Annotated in this window: 17 protein-coding genes; 14 read left to right on the top strand and 3 right to left on the bottom strand. The window is 67.3% G+C overall.

Features of this window, described 5'->3' with window-relative positions; all coding sequences use genetic code 11:
- Nucleotides 1-37: 37 nt before the first annotated feature.
- On the bottom strand, nucleotides 38-1,096 hold the full coding sequence (locus LPA35_RS13355; RefSeq protein WP_228897321.1) for a porin: 1,059 nt from the start codon (nucleotides 1,094-1,096) through the stop codon (nucleotides 38-40).
- A gap of 315 nt (nucleotides 1,097-1,411) precedes the next feature.
- On the opposite strand from LPA35_RS13355, the gene coq7 reads away from it, so the two are divergent.
- Complete coding sequence (gene coq7 / locus LPA35_RS13360; RefSeq protein ID WP_055398536.1) at nucleotides 1,412-2,029, top strand: 2-polyprenyl-3-methyl-6-methoxy-1,4-benzoquinone monooxygenase; 618 nt, start codon at nucleotides 1,412-1,414, stop codon at nucleotides 2,027-2,029.
- 191 nt (nucleotides 2,030-2,220) lie between these two features.
- On the opposite strand, the gene LPA35_RS13365 is transcribed toward coq7, so the two are convergent.
- On the bottom strand, nucleotides 2,221-2,670 hold the full coding sequence (locus tag LPA35_RS13365) for an OsmC family protein (protein WP_055398537.1): 450 nt from the start codon (nucleotides 2,668-2,670) through the stop codon (nucleotides 2,221-2,223).
- A 356-nt stretch (nucleotides 2,671-3,026) separates the two neighbouring features.
- Between LPA35_RS13365 and ilvA the strand changes: the two genes are divergently transcribed.
- From ilvA to LPA35_RS13380, 3 genes are all read left to right on the top strand, one after another.
- Nucleotides 3,027-4,589: a threonine ammonia-lyase, biosynthetic gene (ilvA, locus tag LPA35_RS13370; RefSeq protein WP_055398557.1), complete on the top strand. Its 1,563-nt coding sequence runs from the start codon at nucleotides 3,027-3,029 to the stop codon at nucleotides 4,587-4,589.
- Nucleotides 4,590-4,672: 83 nt separating this feature from the next.
- On the top strand, nucleotides 4,673-5,479 hold the full coding sequence (gene cobS, locus LPA35_RS13375; RefSeq protein WP_055398538.1) for an adenosylcobinamide-GDP ribazoletransferase: 807 nt from the start codon (nucleotides 4,673-4,675) through the stop codon (nucleotides 5,477-5,479).
- Nucleotides 5,470-6,051 carry a histidine phosphatase family protein gene (locus LPA35_RS13380; protein ID WP_370641454.1) on the top strand — a complete coding sequence of 194 codons (582 nt, stop codon included), beginning with the start codon at nucleotides 5,470-5,472 and terminating at the stop codon, nucleotides 6,049-6,051. Before cobS ends, LPA35_RS13380 begins: the two co-directional genes overlap by 10 nt.
- Before the next feature lie 31 nt (nucleotides 6,052-6,082).
- On the opposite strand, the gene LPA35_RS13385 is transcribed toward LPA35_RS13380, so the two are convergent.
- Nucleotides 6,083-6,538, bottom strand: a complete 456-nt coding sequence (locus LPA35_RS13385) for a type II secretion system protein N (RefSeq protein ID WP_228897323.1) — start codon at nucleotides 6,536-6,538, stop codon at nucleotides 6,083-6,085.
- Between the two features lie 48 nt (nucleotides 6,539-6,586).
- Between LPA35_RS13385 and gspG the strand changes: the two genes are divergently transcribed.
- The 10 genes from gspG to LPA35_RS13435 all read left to right on the top strand — a co-directional run bounded on the left by gspG (nucleotide 6,587) and on the right by LPA35_RS13435 (nucleotide 16,620).
- Nucleotides 6,587-7,051, top strand: a complete 465-nt coding sequence (gene gspG / locus LPA35_RS13390; RefSeq protein WP_370109541.1) for a type II secretion system protein GspG — start codon at nucleotides 6,587-6,589, stop codon at nucleotides 7,049-7,051.
- A gap of 31 nt (nucleotides 7,052-7,082) precedes the next feature.
- Entirely contained in the window at nucleotides 7,083-7,598 is a 516-nt protein-coding gene (locus tag LPA35_RS13395) for a prepilin-type N-terminal cleavage/methylation domain-containing protein (RefSeq protein WP_228897324.1), read from the top strand.
- Entirely contained in the window at nucleotides 7,595-7,981 is a 387-nt protein-coding gene (gspI, locus tag LPA35_RS13400) for a type II secretion system minor pseudopilin GspI (RefSeq protein ID WP_228897325.1), read from the top strand. Before LPA35_RS13395 ends, gspI begins: the two co-directional genes overlap by 4 nt.
- 82 nt (nucleotides 7,982-8,063) lie before the next feature.
- Nucleotides 8,064-8,741: a type II secretion system protein J gene (locus tag LPA35_RS13405; protein ID WP_228897326.1), complete on the top strand. Its 678-nt coding sequence runs from the start codon at nucleotides 8,064-8,066 to the stop codon at nucleotides 8,739-8,741.
- Between the two features lie 128 nt (nucleotides 8,742-8,869).
- Nucleotides 8,870-9,856, top strand: a complete 987-nt coding sequence (gene gspK / locus LPA35_RS13410) for a type II secretion system minor pseudopilin GspK (RefSeq protein ID WP_228897327.1) — start codon at nucleotides 8,870-8,872, stop codon at nucleotides 9,854-9,856.
- An 82-nt stretch (nucleotides 9,857-9,938) separates the two neighbouring features.
- On the top strand, nucleotides 9,939-11,207 hold the full coding sequence (gene gspL / locus LPA35_RS13415; protein WP_228897328.1) for a type II secretion system protein GspL: 1,269 nt from the start codon (nucleotides 9,939-9,941) through the stop codon (nucleotides 11,205-11,207).
- Nucleotides 11,204-11,761 (top strand): type II secretion system protein GspM, encoded by a 558-nt coding sequence (gspM, locus tag LPA35_RS13420; RefSeq protein ID WP_055398546.1) that lies wholly within the window; start codon nucleotides 11,204-11,206, stop codon nucleotides 11,759-11,761. The genes gspL and gspM overlap by 4 nt, the downstream gene beginning before the upstream one ends.
- A gap of 30 nt (nucleotides 11,762-11,791) precedes the next feature.
- Nucleotides 11,792-12,601 carry a type II secretion system protein N gene (gspN, locus tag LPA35_RS13425; protein ID WP_121507533.1) on the top strand — a complete coding sequence of 270 codons (810 nt, stop codon included), beginning with the start codon at nucleotides 11,792-11,794 and terminating at the stop codon, nucleotides 12,599-12,601.
- A gap of 4 nt (nucleotides 12,602-12,605) precedes the next feature.
- Complete coding sequence (gene gspD / locus LPA35_RS13430; RefSeq protein WP_228897329.1) at nucleotides 12,606-15,218, top strand: type II secretion system secretin GspD; 2,613 nt, start codon at nucleotides 12,606-12,608, stop codon at nucleotides 15,216-15,218.
- 13 nt (nucleotides 15,219-15,231) lie between these two features.
- Nucleotides 15,232-16,620 carry a GspE/PulE family protein gene (locus tag LPA35_RS13435; RefSeq protein WP_218298793.1) on the top strand — a complete coding sequence of 463 codons (1,389 nt, stop codon included), beginning with the start codon at nucleotides 15,232-15,234 and terminating at the stop codon, nucleotides 16,618-16,620.
- The last annotated feature ends 197 nt before the right edge of the window (nucleotides 16,621-16,817 follow it).

Raw genomic sequence — 16,817 nt, forward strand, 5'->3', positions numbered from 1 at the left:
TTTGATACCGGTAACTGGCCAGAAGCCAGTCTCGATATTAGAAGCTGTGACGGATACCGAAGTCGTAGCCGTTGGAGTTGTCGCCAGCAGCAGTCACGGAACCGTTCAGGGACTGAGCAGCGCCGTTCTTGTTGCTCACGTGAGCGTACGTTGCGTACAGAGCCGTGCGCTTGGACAGGTTGTGCACGTAGCCCAGAGCGATCTTGTTCGTACGTGGGTCAGCACCAACGGTGTCGATCTTGTAGGTGGAGTAAGCCAGACGGATTTCGCCAGCGCCCACGGGCACCAGACCACCGATCAGGAAGCCCTTGCCTTCGTTGCCGCCCTTGACGTCGTCTTGGTTGTAGTGAGCCATGATCTTGGCCACGCCCAGGTCGTATTGACCGCCCAGGTTCACAGCCTTGATGTTGCCCGACAGGAACTTGGTGTCAGAGAAAGCCAGAGCCACGTTGATGGGGCCATTGGCGTAACCAGCGCGCAGAGCCAGGCCGTTGCCGTCCTTCTTGTTGGCTGCGTTGCTCAGGTTTTCACCCATGTAGTACTGGGCTTGGCCGTAGAAACCACCCAGGTTGCCAGGCAGGAAGTAGCCGATGGAGTTCGAAGCGCGCACGGTGGTTGGGCCACCCAGGCTGGAGTTCAGGGTTTGGGTCGTGCCAACACCGTTCGTGCCGAACGGATCGAACACGGTCAGGTTCCAGAATTGGGGCGTGTAGTCACGGCCCAAACGCACTTCACCGAAGCCGCCGTTCAGGCTAACCGTCGAACGACGGTTGAAGGTCAGACCTTGCTGACCATTGCCCAGAGGAGCAGCGGAGGCTTGGTTGGTGGCATTGGTAGCAGCACCGGAACCGTTGTCGTTGTTCACGCCAGCTTCGAGCCAGAACGAAGCGGACATGCCGCCACCCAGATCTTCAACACCGCGGAAGCCCAGACGGCTGCTGTTGTAGCCGGAGTTCGTCAGTTGGGACTTGTTGGCGACGCTGCCGGAACCGTATGCGTAGGTAGCGTCAACGATACCGAACAGGGTTACGGACGATTGAGCCATTGCAGCGCCGGAAGCAGCCAGCACAGCCAGGGCAATCAGGGATTTTTTCATTGCGAGTTACTCCAAGGTTAAACATCGGGCTCCGGTACGGGGGGTCTATGGTGAAAGCACCTGCACAGTCCCGCCGGTTCCCCGGGCCAACCTCCTGGTGGGGAAGTTGCTCTTATTGCACCAGACCCGGCCAGGTTTCGCAAAGGAATTCACCCACAATCGACCCGAAAGGGAAAAATCGTTGCAGTGTTGCAACATTTCCATGAACCCCGGCAAAATCGATCTGCTGCGCCTTGTAGCAGCTCCTGCCAGCGCCTGAGATTTGTATCCAAGTGAAAATTGTGTTTCTGCGCTCTTGCCAACCTGAAAGCCTCCATGGACTCTTTGCTAATTGCGGCTGACACCGCACTGCGCACACTTTTTGCGACACCCCGTGCATCCGAGCCCACGCCGGCGCGCGGCATGGACGAAGGAGCGCTCGACCCCACCCAGAAGAAGCTGGCGGGGGCGCTGATGCGTGTCAACCACGTGGGCGAAGTCTGCGCACAAGCCCTGTACACCGCGCAGGCAGCCATCACGCGCGACCCCGCGCTCCAAGCCCACCTGCTGGAGGCCGCCCGCGAAGAAACAGACCATCTCGCCTGGACCCAGCAGCGCCTGGACGCGCTGGGCGCCCGGCCCAGCCTGCTGAACCCCCTGTGGTTTGCGGGCGCCTTCGCGCTGGGGCTGGTCGCCGCCAAGGTCAGCGACCGGGCAAGTCTGGGTTTTGTGGCGGAAACGGAAAATCAGGTGGCGGCGCACCTTCAAAGCCACCTCGCACGGCTTCCCACACAAGACCTGCCCTCACGGGCCGTGGTGGCCCGTATGAAGGACGACGAGGAGCGCCATGCCGCCCAGGCCCGGGCATCGGGCGCACTGGAACTGCCGCCCCCCGCCCGGGCGGCGATGAAGGTAGCCGCCAAGGTGATGACCACCACCGCGCACTACCTCTGAGCACTGGCCGCACTGCGCACGCACTGACCGCGTGCGCCAGGGGGCATCGCGCGCGCGACGACCTCAAAAACTGGCGCAGCCCAAGCCAGCAGACGCCGTGGAACTGGCCTTGCCAGGCCACCGGGTGCGTCCTCCTCCCGCACAGCGAGAGAGGGGGAAGGCGCCGCAGGCGACTCAAGGGGAGGTCTACCTCATGCCTCGACCACTTCAAACCCGGTGGTGATCTCCGCCGTCTTGCCCAGCATGATGCTGGCCGAACAGTATTTGTCATGGCTCATGGCGATCGCGCGCTCTACCGCAGCGGGCGGGATACCCTTGCCGGTCACGGTGAAATGCATATGGATCTTGGTGAACACCTTGGGGTCCGTCTGGGCGCGTTCGGTGGTCAGCTTGACACTGCAGCCGCGCACATCGTGGCGGCCCCGCTTGAGGATGAGCACCACGTCGTAGGCCGTGCAGCCGCCTGTGCCGGCCAGCACTGTCTCCATGGGCCGGGGCGCCAGGTTCAGCCCGCCGTTGGCCGGATTGGCGGCATCGGGCGCGCCATCCATCGTTAAAACATGGCCGCTGCCGGTCTCGGCCACAAAGCCCATGCCAGAACGGGTTCCTGTGCCTCCGGTCCAGCTGACTGTGCATTCCATGGTCTATCTCCTTTTTGGTGCGTGGTTTTTTTCGCACGGAATGGCCCGGCGAAATAAAAATTTGGTGTTGATTTTGCTGCAATGCAACAAGACTCGCGCTAAACTTCCACCAAGCGCTGCTTTTTCTGGATGGAAAAGGCAGATGGCAAGAAGCCCGGTTTTCGGCACTTGTCCCGCACCGATTGTCTCCTCCATCTCCTCAAAGGATGGATTAGCCCCAGGCCTCACGGCTTGGGGCTTTTTTTTGGCTGAACTGGCCTCGATAGCTTCCCTCAGCGGCGCATCGCCCCCCCAAAAACCGACCCCCTATGATGTGGACCCCCGCCGCCGCCCCGTGGCGGCCCACCTGCCCTGCCATGACCCAGCACCTCACCCCCGCCGACTACCTGAAAAAAATCCTGACCGCCCGCGTGTACGACGTAGCGGTGGAGTCGGCGCTGGAGCCCGCCAAGAACCTCAGCCGCCGCCTGCACAACAAAGTGCTGCTCAAGCGCGAAGACCAGCAGCCCGTGTTCAGCTTCAAGCTGCGGGGTGCCTACAACAAGATGGCGCACCTCACGCCCGAGCAGTTGGCACGCGGGGTGATCTGCGCCTCGGCCGGCAACCACGCGCAAGGCGTGGCCATGAGCGCCCACAAGCTGGGCACGCGCGCCGTCATCGTGATGCCCACCACCACGCCGCAGCTCAAGATCGACGCCGTGAAGACGCTGGGCGGCGAGGTCGTGCTGTTTGGCGAGAGCTATTCCGATGCCTACGGCCATTCGGTGAAGCTGGAGAAGGAACAGGGCCTGACCTTCGTGCACCCGTTCGACGATCCGGACGTCATTGCCGGCCAGGGCACCATCGCCATGGAGGTCCTGCGCCAGCTGCAAAGCCTGGGCAGCAACCAGCTCGATGCCGTGTTCGTGGCCATTGGCGGCGGCGGGCTCATCTCGGGCGTGGCCAACTACATCAAGGCCGTGCGGCCCGAGATCAAGGTGATCGGCGTGCAGATGAACGACTCGGACGCCATGATCCAGTCCGTCAAGGCGCACGAGCGCGTGACGCTGGCCGACGTGGGTTTGTTCTCGGACGGCACCGCCGTCAAGCTGGTAGGCGAGGAGACCTTCCGCATCGCCCACAGCGGTCTGGTGGACGAATTCATCACGGTGGACACCGACGCCGTCTGCGCCGCCATCAAGGACATCTTTGTGGATACGCGCAGCATCGTCGAGCCTGCCGGGGCCTTGGCCGTGGCGGCCATCAAGCAGTACGTTGCTGAAAAGAAAACCAAGGGCGAAACCTACGCCGCCATCCTGTGCGGCGCCAACATGAACTTTGACCGCCTGCGTTTTGTGGCCGAGCGCGCCGAGGTGGGCGAGGAGCGCGAGGCGCTGCTGGCCGTCACCATCCCTGAAGAACGCGGCAGCTTCCGCCGCTTTTGCGAGGTGGTGGGCGGCCTGCCGGGTGGCCCGCGCAACGTGACCGAGTTCAACTACCGCATCAGCGATGCCACCCAGGCCCATGTGTTCGTGGGCATCACCACCAATGGCAAGGGCGAGTCGGAGAAAATCGCCAAAAACTTCGGCCGCCACGGCTTCGAGGCACTGGACCTGACCCACGACGAACTGGCCAAGGAGCATCTGCGCCACCTGGTGGGCGGGCATTCGGCGCTCGCGCAGGACGAGCGGCTGATGCGCTTCACCTTCCCCGAGCGGCCCGGCGCGCTGCTCAAGTTTTTGAGCCTGATGCAGCCGACCTGGAACATCAGCCTGTTCCACTACCGCAACCAGGGCGCGGACTATGGCCGCATCCTCGTGGGCATGCAGGTGCCGCCCGAAGACGCCGCCACGTTCGACGCCTTCCTGGCCACGCTGGGCTATCCGTATGTGGAAGAGACGCTGAACCCGGCCTACCGGCTGTTCCTGCGATCCAAGTAACCAAAATATGGGCCCAATTGGCCTCCAGCGCTTATCCATCAAGCGCTGACAGCTATCAAATCTGACATAGCCCTAGCCAACCCATGCAAGCCCTGCGCCACTATCTGCTGGCCGTGCAGTTTTTCACCCGCATCCCGGTCACCGGTCGGCTGGCAGACTGGGTCGGCTACAGCCCCGCCATGTTGCGGGCCAGCGCGGCGCACTTTCCGGGCATTGGCTGGCTGGCCGCGCTGCTGTCCACGGGCGTCTATGCCGCATTGCACTGGGCCCTGGCGCCCAACCCGCTGGCCCCGGCCGTGGCTGCCGTGTTCTGCACCATCGCCACGGTGCTGATGACCGGCGGCTTTCACGAGGATGGGCTTGCCGATGTGGCCGATGGCCTGGGCGGCAGTGCCGATCGCGAGCGGGCACTCGACATCATGAAGGACTCACGCATTGGCGCCTTCGGGGCCATGGCGCTGGTGCTGGCGCTGCTGGCCAAGCTCAGCCTGCTGGCGCTGCTGGGGGCCCACAGCCTGCTGGCTGCTGTGGCCGCGCTGGTGGGGGCGCATGTGCTGTCTCGTTTCTGGCCGCTGCTCATCGTGCGCAGCCTGCCGCATGTGGGCGACACCGCCCGGTCCAAAAGCAAACCGCTGGCCGACCAGATTTCGGGCGGCGCGCTGCTGGCGGCATTTTTGTGGTGTTTTATGCCGCTAGCGCTTGTCTATCAAGCGCAATCAGCTATCTATTTTATAGCATCTGTACTCTGCAGCGCCCTTGCCGCCGCCTGGATGGCCCGCTGGTTCGCGCGCAGGCTGCAGGGTTTTACCGGCGACTGCCTGGGTGCCACGCAGCAGGTCAGCGAAATCGGCTTTTACCTGGGCGCGGCGCTGGCCTTGCGCTGGATGTGACCGGCGCCCCCCCCAAAACTCGCCTTTGGCTGGTGCGCCACGCCCAGCCGCTGGTGGCCCCCGGCACCTGCTACGGGGCGCTGGACATCCCCGCCGACCCCGCCGCCACGCGCGCTGCCGCAGAACACCTGGCCGCCGCGCTGCCACCCCAGGCGCGGGTGATTCACTCCACGCTACAAAGATGCGAGCAGCTTGCGCTAGAGCTTCAAGCGCTGCGGCCCGATTTGGTATCAAAACCCGACGCCCGCCTGCGCGAAATGGACTTTGGCAGCTGGGAGGGGCAGGCCTGGGATTCCATTGCCCGCAGCGACATCGACGCCTGGACGGCCGCCTTCGCGAGCTACCGCCCTGGCCTGGGGGAAAACCTGGCGGCGGTGCTGGCCCGCGTGGCGGCTGCGCTGCAGGACCACGACCCCGGGGCCACACAGGATGTGGTGTGGATCACCCACGCCGGGGTCATCCGCAGCGTGGCGTGGCTGAGGGCGCACGGCAACGGCGTGCTGCCGTGCTCAGAAGAATGGCCCGTTGCCGCGCCGGGCTGGGGCCAGTGGGAGAGGATCGAACTGGGATAGGAGCCGGAGCCCCCCGCCCCGGCATCAAGCATCAACGCTTGAGAGGCATGTCCAGCGTGAGGGTGGCGGGGCCATCAGCATCGCGCCCCAGTTGCGCCTGGCGTGGGCCCAGCGCCTGCAGCACCAGCCCTTCATCCACCGCGGCGCCCACGCGGAACGGCTTGGCGGGTTTGCCATCCACCGCGATCAGCGCGGCGCCGCCCCCGCTGTTGCGGCCCGAGAGCACCCCGATCAGTGCGAAGCGGCTGGCCAGTGTTGCCACCGGGGCGGCTGCGACCACCCCCGGGGCAGCGGGCGCAGCCCCCAGCAGCCGGGCCAGAGCCTGCGCATCGGGCGCCACGGGGGGTGGCAGCACCACGGGCGCAGCCGCTCCGGCCGCAGGGGCCGACAGGCGCAGCCCCCAAAAAACCCCGCTGGCGCCTGCGGCGGCCCATAGCGCCAGAGTCCCCAAGCGGACGCCCCATTTGCTGTACGTATTGGTCACCATGCGGGGATTATGATTCACGCGATTCGACCATCCGAGAGACCGCCAGCAGTGAACACTTCTTTCCCCCTCCTCTTGCGCTCCGCCCGCCACCGCCTGGCCACGAACGTGGCCCGTGGCTTCACCCTCATCGAGCTGATGGTGGTGCTCGTCATCATCGGCGTGCTGGCCGCCCTCATCGTGCCCAATGTGCTGGAACGCGCCGACGACGCCCGCGTGACCGCTGCCCGCACCGACATCACCAACATCATGCAGGCGCTCAAGCTGTACCGCCTGGACAACCAGCGCTACCCCACGGCCGAGCAAGGCCTGCAATCGCTGATCGTCAAGCCCAGCTCGGGCCCCGTGCCCAACAACTGGAAGCTGTACCTCGAAAAACTGCCCAACGACCCCTGGGGCCGTCCGTACCAGTACCTGAACCCTGGCATCAAGGGCGAGATCGACGTGATGTCGTTCGGCGCCGATGGGCAGTCGGGCGGTGAAGGCAAGGATGCTGATATTGGCAGTTGGCAATGACGACCGGCTCTTCGCGACAGACCCCTGCTCCATGAAACTGGCGCTCCCTCGGCCAGGGATGTCGTGGAACTGGCTTCGCCAGGCTCTCGGCATCTCCCCCCCGAAGGGAAGCCGCGCGGCGGCTCAGGGGGGCTTCACCCTCCTTGAGTTGCTGGTGGTCATCAGCATCATTGCCCTGGCCACCGCCGGTGTGAGCATCGCCATGCGCGACAGCGGGCAGACGCTGGTCGAGCGAGAGGCAGCCCGGCTGGCGGCGTTGCTGGAATCTGCGCGTGCGCAGTCGCGCGCCGGGGGAATGCCCGTGCGCTGGCGTGCCGATGCCGGAGGGTTCCGGTTCGAGGGCCTGCCGCCCAGCGCACTGGCGGCGATGCCCGGCCAGTGGCTGGATGCGGGCACCACGGTGCGCGCGCCCACGTTGCTGGTGCTGGGGCCAGAACCCCTCATTGGCCCCCAGCAGGTGCTGATCACCCACCAGGCCTATCCCGAGCGCACGCTGCGCATTGCCACCGACGGGGTGCGCCCCTTCACCGTCGAGACCGTCCAATGAAGTCCACCCTGCCCCCCCAACGCCGTTGCAGGCGGCAGTGCGGCTTCACGCTGGTGGAGGTGCTGGTGGCGCTCAGCATCGTGGCTATTGCACTGATGGCGGGGCTGCAGGCCACCACGGCGCTCACACGCAACGCGCTGCGTCAGTCAGACATCGTGCTGGCCCAGTTGTGTGCCGAGAACGAACTGGTCTATGCGCGCCTGTCGCGCCAGATGCCCAGCGTGGGCGACAGCCAGGTCACCTGCGAACAGGCCGGGCGCCAGCTCACTGTGGCCCTGATCGTGCGGCCCACGCCCAACCCGAGCTTTCGCCGGATGGACGCGCAGGTGCTGGATGGCGACAACTCGATCCTGCGCATCTCGACCATCATCGGAAGGTATTGACCAGATGTCCCCCCTGAGTCGCTTCGCGCCTTCCCCCCTTGGGGGGGACGCACCCGGTGGCCTGGCAGAGCCAGTTCCACGGGTGCACTGGCCTCGCGCCGCGCCGGTTTTGAAAGGCGCGCGCGGCTTCACGCTGGTGGAGCTGCTGCTGGCCATTGCGGTGATGAGCCTGCTGGCCATCCTGAGCTGGCGGGGGCTGGATGGCATGGTGCGGGCGCAGGAGATCACGCGCCAGCGGGCCGACGAGATGCTGGTGCTGCAGTCTGCCCTGGGCCAGTGGGGCACGGACCTGGATGCACTGCTGCCCATTGCCAACACCACGCCGCTCGACTGGGACGGCCAGGTGCTGCGTTTGACGCGGCGCACCAGTGCAGTGCCCGACGAGGGCGCCCTGGTGGTGGCCTGGACGCGCCGGGGCGGCCAGGGTGTGGGCCAGTGGATGCGCTGGCAGTCGCCCCCGGTGCGCACGCGCGCCGAGTGGCAGGAGGCGTGGCAGCTGGCCGCGCAGTGGGCGCGCAGCCCGGGCGACGCCGAGCGGCGCCATGAGATGACGCTGCTGCCGCTGGAGGACTGGCAGATCTTCTACTACCGGGGCGGTGCGTGGTCCAACCCGCTGTCCAGCAGTGGCACCACCCCGGTGGGCACCTCGGCCATCCCAGACGGCGTGCGCCTGCAGATCACCCTGCCGCCCGGTCAGGCCCTGGTGGGGCGGCTCACACGCGATTGGGTGAACCCCGTGCTGGGTGGGGGTCGGACATGATCAGCCCCCCCCTGAGCGGCTGCGCCGCCTCCCCCCAAGGGGACGCCACCGGTGGCCTGGCAAAGCCAGCTCCACGGTGGCACGGGCCTGGGCCGCGCCAGTTTCACAGCGACCCAGGGGGACGCCACATGGGGCCACGCCCGGTCCGCAGGGAACGCGGTGCGGCGCTGCTGCTGGCCATGCTCACGGTCACCCTCGTGGCAACCTTTGCAGCGGCGTCCATGTGGCAGCAATGGCGCGCGGTCGAGGTCGAGACGGCCGAGCGCGGCCGCGTGCAGTCCACCTGGATTCTGGTCGGCGCGCTCGACTGGTCGCGCCTGATCCTGCGCGAAGACGGGCGCTCGGGCGGTGCGGACCACCTGGCCGAGCCCTGGGCCGTGCCGCTACAGGAGGCACGGCTGTCCACCTTTCTCGCGGCCGACAAGAACGTCAGCCAGGTGGACGACGCCACCACCGACACCACCGAGGCCTTTTTGTCGGGGCAGATCTCGGACATGCAGGGCCGCCTGAATCTGACCAACCTGGTCGACAACGGCAATGTTCAGACCTTGGCACTGCGGCAGTTCACGCGGCTGTTCGAGCGCCTGGGCCTGCCGCTGCAGGAGCTGAGCCAGCTCACCGACGCCCTGCGGCGCGCGCAGGCCACCACCGGCACCGACAGCACGAACGCCCCGCTGCTGCCCCCCACCATGTCGCAACTGGGCTGGCTGGGCCTGGCGCCCACCACCGTGGCCCGCCTGGCGCCCCACGTGACGCTGCTGCCCGTGCGCGCGCCGGTCAACCTCAACACCGCCGACATCGACGTGCTGCTGGCCGCCATCGATGGCCTGGACATGGCCAGCGCCCAAAAGATGCTGCAGGCCCGCGAGGCCCGGCATTTCCGCACGCTCAGCGAGGTGCGCGACCTGCTGGGTGCCAGCATCGACATCAATGAAGGCGCCCATGCCGTGGCCTCTTCGTACTTTGAGGTGCGCGGCCGCCTGCGCCTGGGCGATGCCATGGTGGACGAGCGATCCCTGGTGCGCAAACAGGGCATCGAGGTCACCACACTGTGGCGCGAACGGGGTGCTTTTGACCGCGAAACCGCCCCGGGCGCTCGGGAGGCGCAGCGCTGAAATCTGACACATCTGCAACACATCCGCAGGTTCGGCCCGCACTGTCAAGCCCGCCCCCTAAAATGGCCCGCAAAACCTGTCCATGAGCACCCTCATCCTTTTCCTGCCGCCGGCCCGTCCGGGGCCGGCCACCGAGTACAGCTACACGCTGACGGCGGACGGCCACACTGCCCTTCGCCACGCCACTGCCCCGGCCGCGCTGCTGCCCGAACCCACGCGCCCCGGCGGCGAAGTGGTGGCCGTGGTGCCCGCCCGGGCGCTGTCCTGGCAACGGGTGCAACTGCCGCCCGGCCTGGCACTGGGCGCGGGCCAGCAGACACCGCGCCTGCGGTCGGTGCTGGAGGGTCTGCTTGAAGACCGCCTGCTCGACGACGCATCGCAACTGCACTTTGCCATCCAGCCGGATGCCAATCCCGGAGAACCCGTGTGGGTAGCGGTGTGCGACCGCACCTGGCTGCGCGACAACCTGCAGGCCCTGGAAGCCGCTGGTCGCCGCGTGTCGCGTGTCGTGCCTGAATTCGCCCCCGGCCCCACCCAAAGTGGCCGCCCCGAGCTGTGCGCCCTGGGCACCCCCGAAGACACCTGCGTGGTGCTGACTGGGCAAGGCGCCGACCACGGCGTGGCCGTGTTGCCCCTGTCCATTGCCTCCGTGATGCTGGCCCGTGCCGGGCTCCCCCAGGATGCGGCCACGGACGGAGACGATGCGCCCGTGGTGCGCGCCGAGCCTGCGGTCGCGGCCCTGGCAGAGCGCACGCTGGGCCAGCGCGTGGCTCTGCACACGGCCAGCCAGCGGGCGCTGGACGCAGCGCGTGGCGACTGGGATCTGGCCCAGTTCGATCTGGCCAGCACCGGCCGCACCCGGGCGCTGCGCAAGGCGGGCAGCCTGGCCAGCGCACTGCTGAACGCCCCGCAGTGGCGCGCAGCGCGCTGGGGCGCAGCACTGCTGGTGGTGGCGCATCTGGTGGGTCTCAATGCCTGGGCCTGGCAGGAGCGCAAGGCGCTGGCCGCCAAACAGGCGGCCGTGCGGTCCACGCTGACCCAGACTTTCCCCAAGGTGCAAGTCGTGGTGGATGCCCCGGTGCAGATGGAGCGCGAACTGGCCCAGCTGCGGCAGGCGGCCGGCGCCGTTTCGGCCCGCGACCTGGAGCCCCTGCTTGCCGCCGCCGGAGCCTCCCTCCCCAGCGGCCGCCAGCCCACGGGCATCGAATACGCCCCCGGCGAGCTGCGCCTGCGCGGCGTCACGCTGGCCCCCGATGAAGAAACCGTGCTCTCGGCCCGCCTGCAGGCTGCGGGCTACCGGGCCCGGCTGGACGACGGCAGCCTGCTGCTGCGCGCTGAAGGCACACCATGACTGTCATCACCTCTCCCGCCCTGCGGGCCCGCTGGCAGGCCCTGGCCCCCCGTGAGCAGACCCTGGTCCTGGCCGCAGGTGGCCTCGTCGCGTTTGCCCTGCTGTGGTGGCTGGCCGTGGCCCCGGCCCTGTCCACGTTGCGCGCCGCACCTGCGCGCCATGCCGAGCTGGACTCACAGCTGCAGCGCATGCAAGGCCTGCGCGCCGAAGCGCAGCAGCTGCAGTCGGCCCCGCGCAACACGCGCGGCGATTCCGTCGGTGCGCTGCGTACCGCGCTCACACAGCGCCTGGGCAATACGGCCCAGCTCAATGTGGTGGGAGACCGCGCCACCGTCACGCTCAAAGGCGCTCCCGCCGATGCGCTGGCCCAATGGCTGGCCCAGGCACGCAGCAACGCCCGCGCCGCCCCGGTGGAGGCACGCCTGACGCGCAGCGCTGCCCCTGCAGGCTCCGCGCCCAACGCCCCGGCACCGGTCAAACTGGGCAACGCGGCCACGGCGATGCCGCGTTGGGACGGCACCCTGGTGCTGGCCCTGCCGCCTGCCCAGCCCTGAATCAGCCCCCCGCACAGACACCCTCTCCCCGTGGCCACCTCCTCACGACACCGAAAACCCGTACCCCGCACTCCCCGCAGCGCATGGGGCTGGGCACTGGTCGGCGCTGTGGCGGGCGTAGTGCCCGCCGTGGTGGCGTTTGCACCCGCGCACTGGCTGGCACAAAGCGTCGCCAGCGCAACGGGCGGACAGGTGCAGTTGCTGCAGGCACGCGGTACGGTCTGGACAGGTTCGGCCCAACTGGTGCTGACGGGGGGCTCGGCCAGCCAGGACAGCGCCGCCCTGCCCAGCCGCCTGGACTGGCGCATCCGCCCCGGCTGGGGTGGCTTGCACGCGCAACTGAATGCCAGCTGCTGCACCCCTACACCCCTGCGACTGCAGGCGAGTGCCGGCTGGTCCGGTACGCGCCTGACCATCATCGACGGCGAGAGCCTGTGGCCGGCCTCCGTGCTGACCGGGCTGGGCACGCCCTGGAACACGCTGCAGCCCCAGGGCCAGCTGGCGCTGCAGACCCGTGGCTTCACCATGCGCTGGAGTGCCGGACGCATGTCCCTGGCAGGCCAGGTGCAGCTGGATGCACGGGCCATGTCGTCCCGCCTGTCCACCCTGCGCCCCATGGGCAGCTACCGGCTGGCGGTGCAGGGCGGCGAGGCGCCCACGCTCACGCTGAGCACGCTGGACGGACACCTGCAGCTCAACGGCACCGGCCAGTGGGTGGGCAACCGCCTGCGCTTTGCGGGTGAGGCCAGCGCCACCCCCGAGCGCGAAGCCGCCCTGTCGAATCTTCTGAACATCATTGGACGGCGCAACGGCGCGCGCTCCATCATCACCGTGGGTTGAACCTATGAACTCCTTGTTGTCACCACGTCTGGGTTTTGCTCTTAAAGCAATAGCAGCTAGTGCACTACTGGCGTGCGCTAGCGGCCAAATTATTGCCCAAACCGCCATTGATACCGGCACCGGCAGCGTGCGCGCCGGCGAGCCCGTCACCCTGAACTTCGCCAACGCCGAGATCGAAGCCGTGGCCCGCACCATGGCCACCATCACGGGCCGCAACGTGGTGGTCGACCCGCGCGTGAAGGGCCAGCTCAACCTGGTCACCGAACGCGCCGTGTCGCCCGCCGCCGCCTTCCAGCAGTTCCTGGCCGCGCTGCGGCTGCAGGGCTTTACGGTGGTGGAGGCTGCAGGCCTGTACAAGGTGGTGCCCGAGGCCGACGCCAAGCTGCAAGGCGGCAGCGTGAGCGTGGTGCAGGGCAGCTCTGGCAGCGCGCCCGGTGGCGGTCAGATCGTCACCCAGATCTTCAAGCTCAACTTTGAAAACGCCGCCAATCTGGTGCCCGTGCTGCGCCCGCTGATCAGCCCCAACAACACCATCAACGTGAACCCCGGCAACAACTCGCTGGTGATCACCGATTACGCGGACAACTTGCAGCGCCTGGCGCGCATCGTGGCGGCCATGGATGTCTCCAACGCCAGCGATGTGGAAGTGATCCCGCTGCGCAACGCCGTCGCCACTGACCTCGCGCCGTTGGTGGCGCGCCTGATCGACGGGGGCAGCGGTGCCGCGCCGGTCGCCGCACAGGGGCAGGCGGACACCTCGTTCAAGACCACGCTGATTGCCGAGCCGCGCAGCAACGCGCTGATCCTGCGCGCCGCCAACCCGGCCCGTGTGGCCCAGGTGCGCGCGCTGGTGGCACAGCTGGACCAGGCGCCTGCGCCCGGCAGCAGTGCGTCCACCGGCAACATCCATGTGGTGTACCTGAAGAACGCCGACGCCACCAAGCTGGCCACCACGCTGCGTGCCGCCATGGCAGCCATGGGCGGCACCGGCAACACGGGCGGTGGCAGCGCGGGCGCAAGCGCCGCACCGGCCGCGCCCAGTGGAGGCCTGGGCGGTGGCGGCACCAGCGGCAACATGCTGTCCACCGGCAGCGGTCTATCAGGTGGCAGCAGTGGGGGACTGGGTTCGGGAAGCAGTGGCATGGGCACCAGCAGCACCAACAACAACCAGCCGTCCACGGGCGGCCAGATCCAGGCCGACCCCACCACCAACTCGCTCATCATCACGGCACCCGAGCCCCTGTACCGCCAGTTGCGTGCAGTGATCGACAAGCTCGACGGACGCCGCGCACAGGTGCTGGTGGAAAGCCTGATCGTGGAAGTTGCCGCCAACAAGGTGGCGCAGTTCGGTATCCAGTGGCAGGGCATTCTGGGCAAACAAGGCGATGGCACGGTGGGCGTGATCGGCACCAACTCCGGTGCAGCAGGTGCCAACATCCTGGGGATCACGGCAGCGCTGGCTTCGGGCAGCACCAGCAGCATCGCCACAGCCGCGAGCGGCCTGGGCGGGGGTCTGAATCTGGCTCTGGCGCCACGCATCAACGGCCAGTATTACCTGGGCGCGCTTGCCAACTTCCTGCAGAACAGCGGCGATGCCAACGTGCTGTCCACCCCCAACCTGATGACGCTGGACAACGAGGAGGCACGCATCCTCATCGGCGACAACGTGCCCTTCGTCACGGGCTCGTATGCGAACACCGGCAACAGCGGCACCGTGAATCCGTTCAACACCGTCGAGCGCAAGGACGTGGGCCTGATGCTCAAGGTGCGCCCGCAGATCAGCGAGAACGGCACGGTGAAAATGGCGATCTACCAGGAGATCTCCAAGATCGACCGCTCCACCCTGTCCAATGCCACCGGCCCCACCACCAGCAAACGTGCGGTCGAATCCAACGTGGTGGTGGACGATGGCAGCATCATCGTCATCGGCGGCCTGCTGGAGGACACCTACTCGCAGGGCGAGGACAAAGTACCCCTGATGGGTGACCTGCCCGTGGTGGGCAACCTGTTCAAAAGCGAGAACCGCTCGCGCCGCAAGACCAACCTGATGATCTTCCTGCGCCCCATCGTGGTGCGCGACAACGCCACCAGCGACGCACTGGTCGTGGACCGCTACGAAGCGATCCGCGCTCTGCAGCAGGCCACGCAGCCGGCCCCCAGCACTGTCATGAATTCGGTCTCTGGCGCACCCATACTTCCCGCGCTGCCCGAGCGGGCGCCTTCGGTCGCCAGCCCCATGCCTGTGCAGCCCGCCGCGCCGGTGCCCGTTCCCATGCAGCAGCTCACCCCTGTAGCGCCCCCTCTACCCACACCGGGTACTGCTCCCCAAAGCAGCGCGCCTGTGGAGCAGTCCAGCCCCACAGCCCAGGCGCAGGTCCCCGCGCCGCTGTACTACGTGAACGTGGGCGTGTTCGGCAAGGATGCGGAATCGCGCAGCGCCATGACCAAGCTGCGCAGCACGGCACTGCCCCTGTCCATCCAGGCGGTAGACACCAACCGGGGCACGCTCACCCGCGTGCGTGTGGGCCCCTACAACACCGAAGACGCTGCCAATGCCGCTGCCGCCACCGTGCGCAGCCTGGCACTCAACGCCACGGTCTCGCCCAAAGCGCTCTGACGGACCCACGCCCATGCGCCACCCCCTGCCCTACGCCTTTGCCCGCACCGCCCAGCTGCTGCTGGAGGACGACGGCCACCAGCTGGTGCTGTGGCATGGCCCCAACCCCGACGCCGGTGCGCTGTCCGAAGTTCTGCGCAAACACCCGGTGCAGCAGTTACTGCCGCTGGACGCCCCGGCCCTGGCCCAGCGCATCAGCGCCGTGTATTCGCACAGCGAATCGAGCGCCGCCACCGTGGTGAGCGAGGTCGAAAGCGACGCGGACCTCTCGCGCATGATGCAGGAGCTTCCCGCCGTCGAGGACTTGCTCGAATCCGCGGGCGACGCACCCATCATCCGCATGCTCAACGCCCTGCTCACGCAGGCCGCGCGCGATGGCGCGAGCGACATCCACATCGAGCCCTACGAGCGCCATTCCAGCGTGCGTTTTCGCGTGGACGGCACCCTGCGCGAGGTGGTGCAACCCAACCGCGCGCTGCACGCCGCGCTGATCTCGCGCCTGAAGATCATGGCCGACCTGGACATCTCTGAGAAACGCCTGCCGCAGGACGGCCGCATCAGCCTGCGCCTGGGCACCCGCGCCATTGACGTACGCGTTTCCACCCTGCCCAGCGCCCATGGCGAGCGCGCGGTGCTGCGCCTCTTGGACAAGAGCGAAAGCAAGTTGAGCCTGGAAGCCGTGGGCATGCAGGGTGAGACGCTGCGCCGCTTCGAGGGCCTGATCAGCCAGCCGCACGGCATCATCCTGGTGACAGGGCCCACCGGCTCGGGCAAGACCACCACGCTGTACGCGGCGCTGGGCCGGCTCGATGCCACACGCAACAACATCATGACGGTGGAAGATCCCATCGAGTACGAGCTGCCCGGGGTGGGGCAAACGCAGGTCAACAGCAAGATCGAGCTGACCTTTGCCAAGGCCCTGCGCGCCATCCTGCGGCAGGACCCGGACATCATCATGATTGGCGAAATCCGCGATTTCGAGACCGCGCAGATCGCCATCCAGGCCTCGCTGACGGGCCACCTGGTGCTGGCCACGCTGCACACCAACGACGCAGCCAGCGCCGTCACGCGGCTGACCGACATGGGGGTGGAGCCGTTCCTGTTGTCGTCGTCCCTGCTCGGCGTGCTGGCCCAGCGGCTGGTGCGCAAATACTGCAGCCATTGCCACGGCAGCGGGTGCGAGCACTGCGGCCAGACGGGCTACACGGGCCGCACTGGTGTGTTCGAGTTGCTGGTGACCACCGACGCGATCCGCGCGCAAATCCACAACCAGGCGTCCGAAGCCGACATCCGCACCGCCGCGCTGGCCGACGGCATGGCGCTGATGCGCGAGGATGGGGAACGGCTGATTGCAGCAGGCATCACCAGCCGCGAGGAAGTGCTGCGGGTGACGCGGGACTAGCCAGCCGCAGAGGCCAGTTTGATATTATTTTGATAGCAACTAGCGCTTAATAGATAAGCGCTAGGGATCCTCTGCACGAATCGAGCGGCAAGTGTGCGCTGCGGATCGGGATGGGCTGCAAGGCGCAAAACGCAGCAATAGCCGTAGCTATTGCGAGGTTTTGCAACGCCGCAGACCGCCCGAGACCGCAGATGCAC

This window comes from Acidovorax sp. Leaf73 (genome assembly GCF_916855635.1).
In the GTDB taxonomy this organism is placed as follows: Bacteria; Pseudomonadota; Gammaproteobacteria; order Burkholderiales; family Burkholderiaceae_C; genus Acidovorax; species Acidovorax facilis.

Excerpts from the sequence above, each read along its gene's own strand:
- gspM (WP_055398546.1), top strand. The coding sequence starts at position 11,204 with ATGACTGTCATCACCTCTCCCGCCCTGCGGGCCCGCTGGCAGGCCCTG.
- LPA35_RS13385 (WP_228897323.1), bottom strand. The coding sequence starts at position 6,538 with ATGGTGACCAATACGTACAGCAAATGGGGCGTCCGCTTGGGGACTCTG.
- cobS (WP_055398538.1), top strand. The coding sequence starts at position 4,673 with ATGCAAGCCCTGCGCCACTATCTGCTGGCCGTGCAGTTTTTCACCCGC.
- gspL (WP_228897328.1), top strand. The coding sequence starts at position 9,939 with ATGAGCACCCTCATCCTTTTCCTGCCGCCGGCCCGTCCGGGGCCGGCC.
- LPA35_RS13355 (WP_228897321.1), bottom strand. The coding sequence starts at position 1,096 with ATGAAAAAATCCCTGATTGCCCTGGCTGTGCTGGCTGCTTCCGGCGCT.
- coq7 (WP_055398536.1), top strand. The coding sequence starts at position 1,412 with ATGGACTCTTTGCTAATTGCGGCTGACACCGCACTGCGCACACTTTTT.
- gspI (WP_228897325.1), top strand. The coding sequence starts at position 7,595 with ATGAAGTCCACCCTGCCCCCCCAACGCCGTTGCAGGCGGCAGTGCGGC.
- LPA35_RS13435 (WP_218298793.1), top strand. The coding sequence starts at position 15,232 with ATGCGCCACCCCCTGCCCTACGCCTTTGCCCGCACCGCCCAGCTGCTG.
- gspD (WP_228897329.1), top strand. The coding sequence starts at position 12,606 with ATGAACTCCTTGTTGTCACCACGTCTGGGTTTTGCTCTTAAAGCAATA.
- LPA35_RS13395 (WP_228897324.1), top strand. The coding sequence starts at position 7,083 with ATGAAACTGGCGCTCCCTCGGCCAGGGATGTCGTGGAACTGGCTTCGC.
- ilvA (WP_055398557.1), top strand. The coding sequence starts at position 3,027 with ATGACCCAGCACCTCACCCCCGCCGACTACCTGAAAAAAATCCTGACC.
- gspK (WP_228897327.1), top strand. The coding sequence starts at position 8,870 with ATGGGGCCACGCCCGGTCCGCAGGGAACGCGGTGCGGCGCTGCTGCTG.
- LPA35_RS13365 (WP_055398537.1), bottom strand. The coding sequence starts at position 2,670 with ATGGAATGCACAGTCAGCTGGACCGGAGGCACAGGAACCCGTTCTGGC.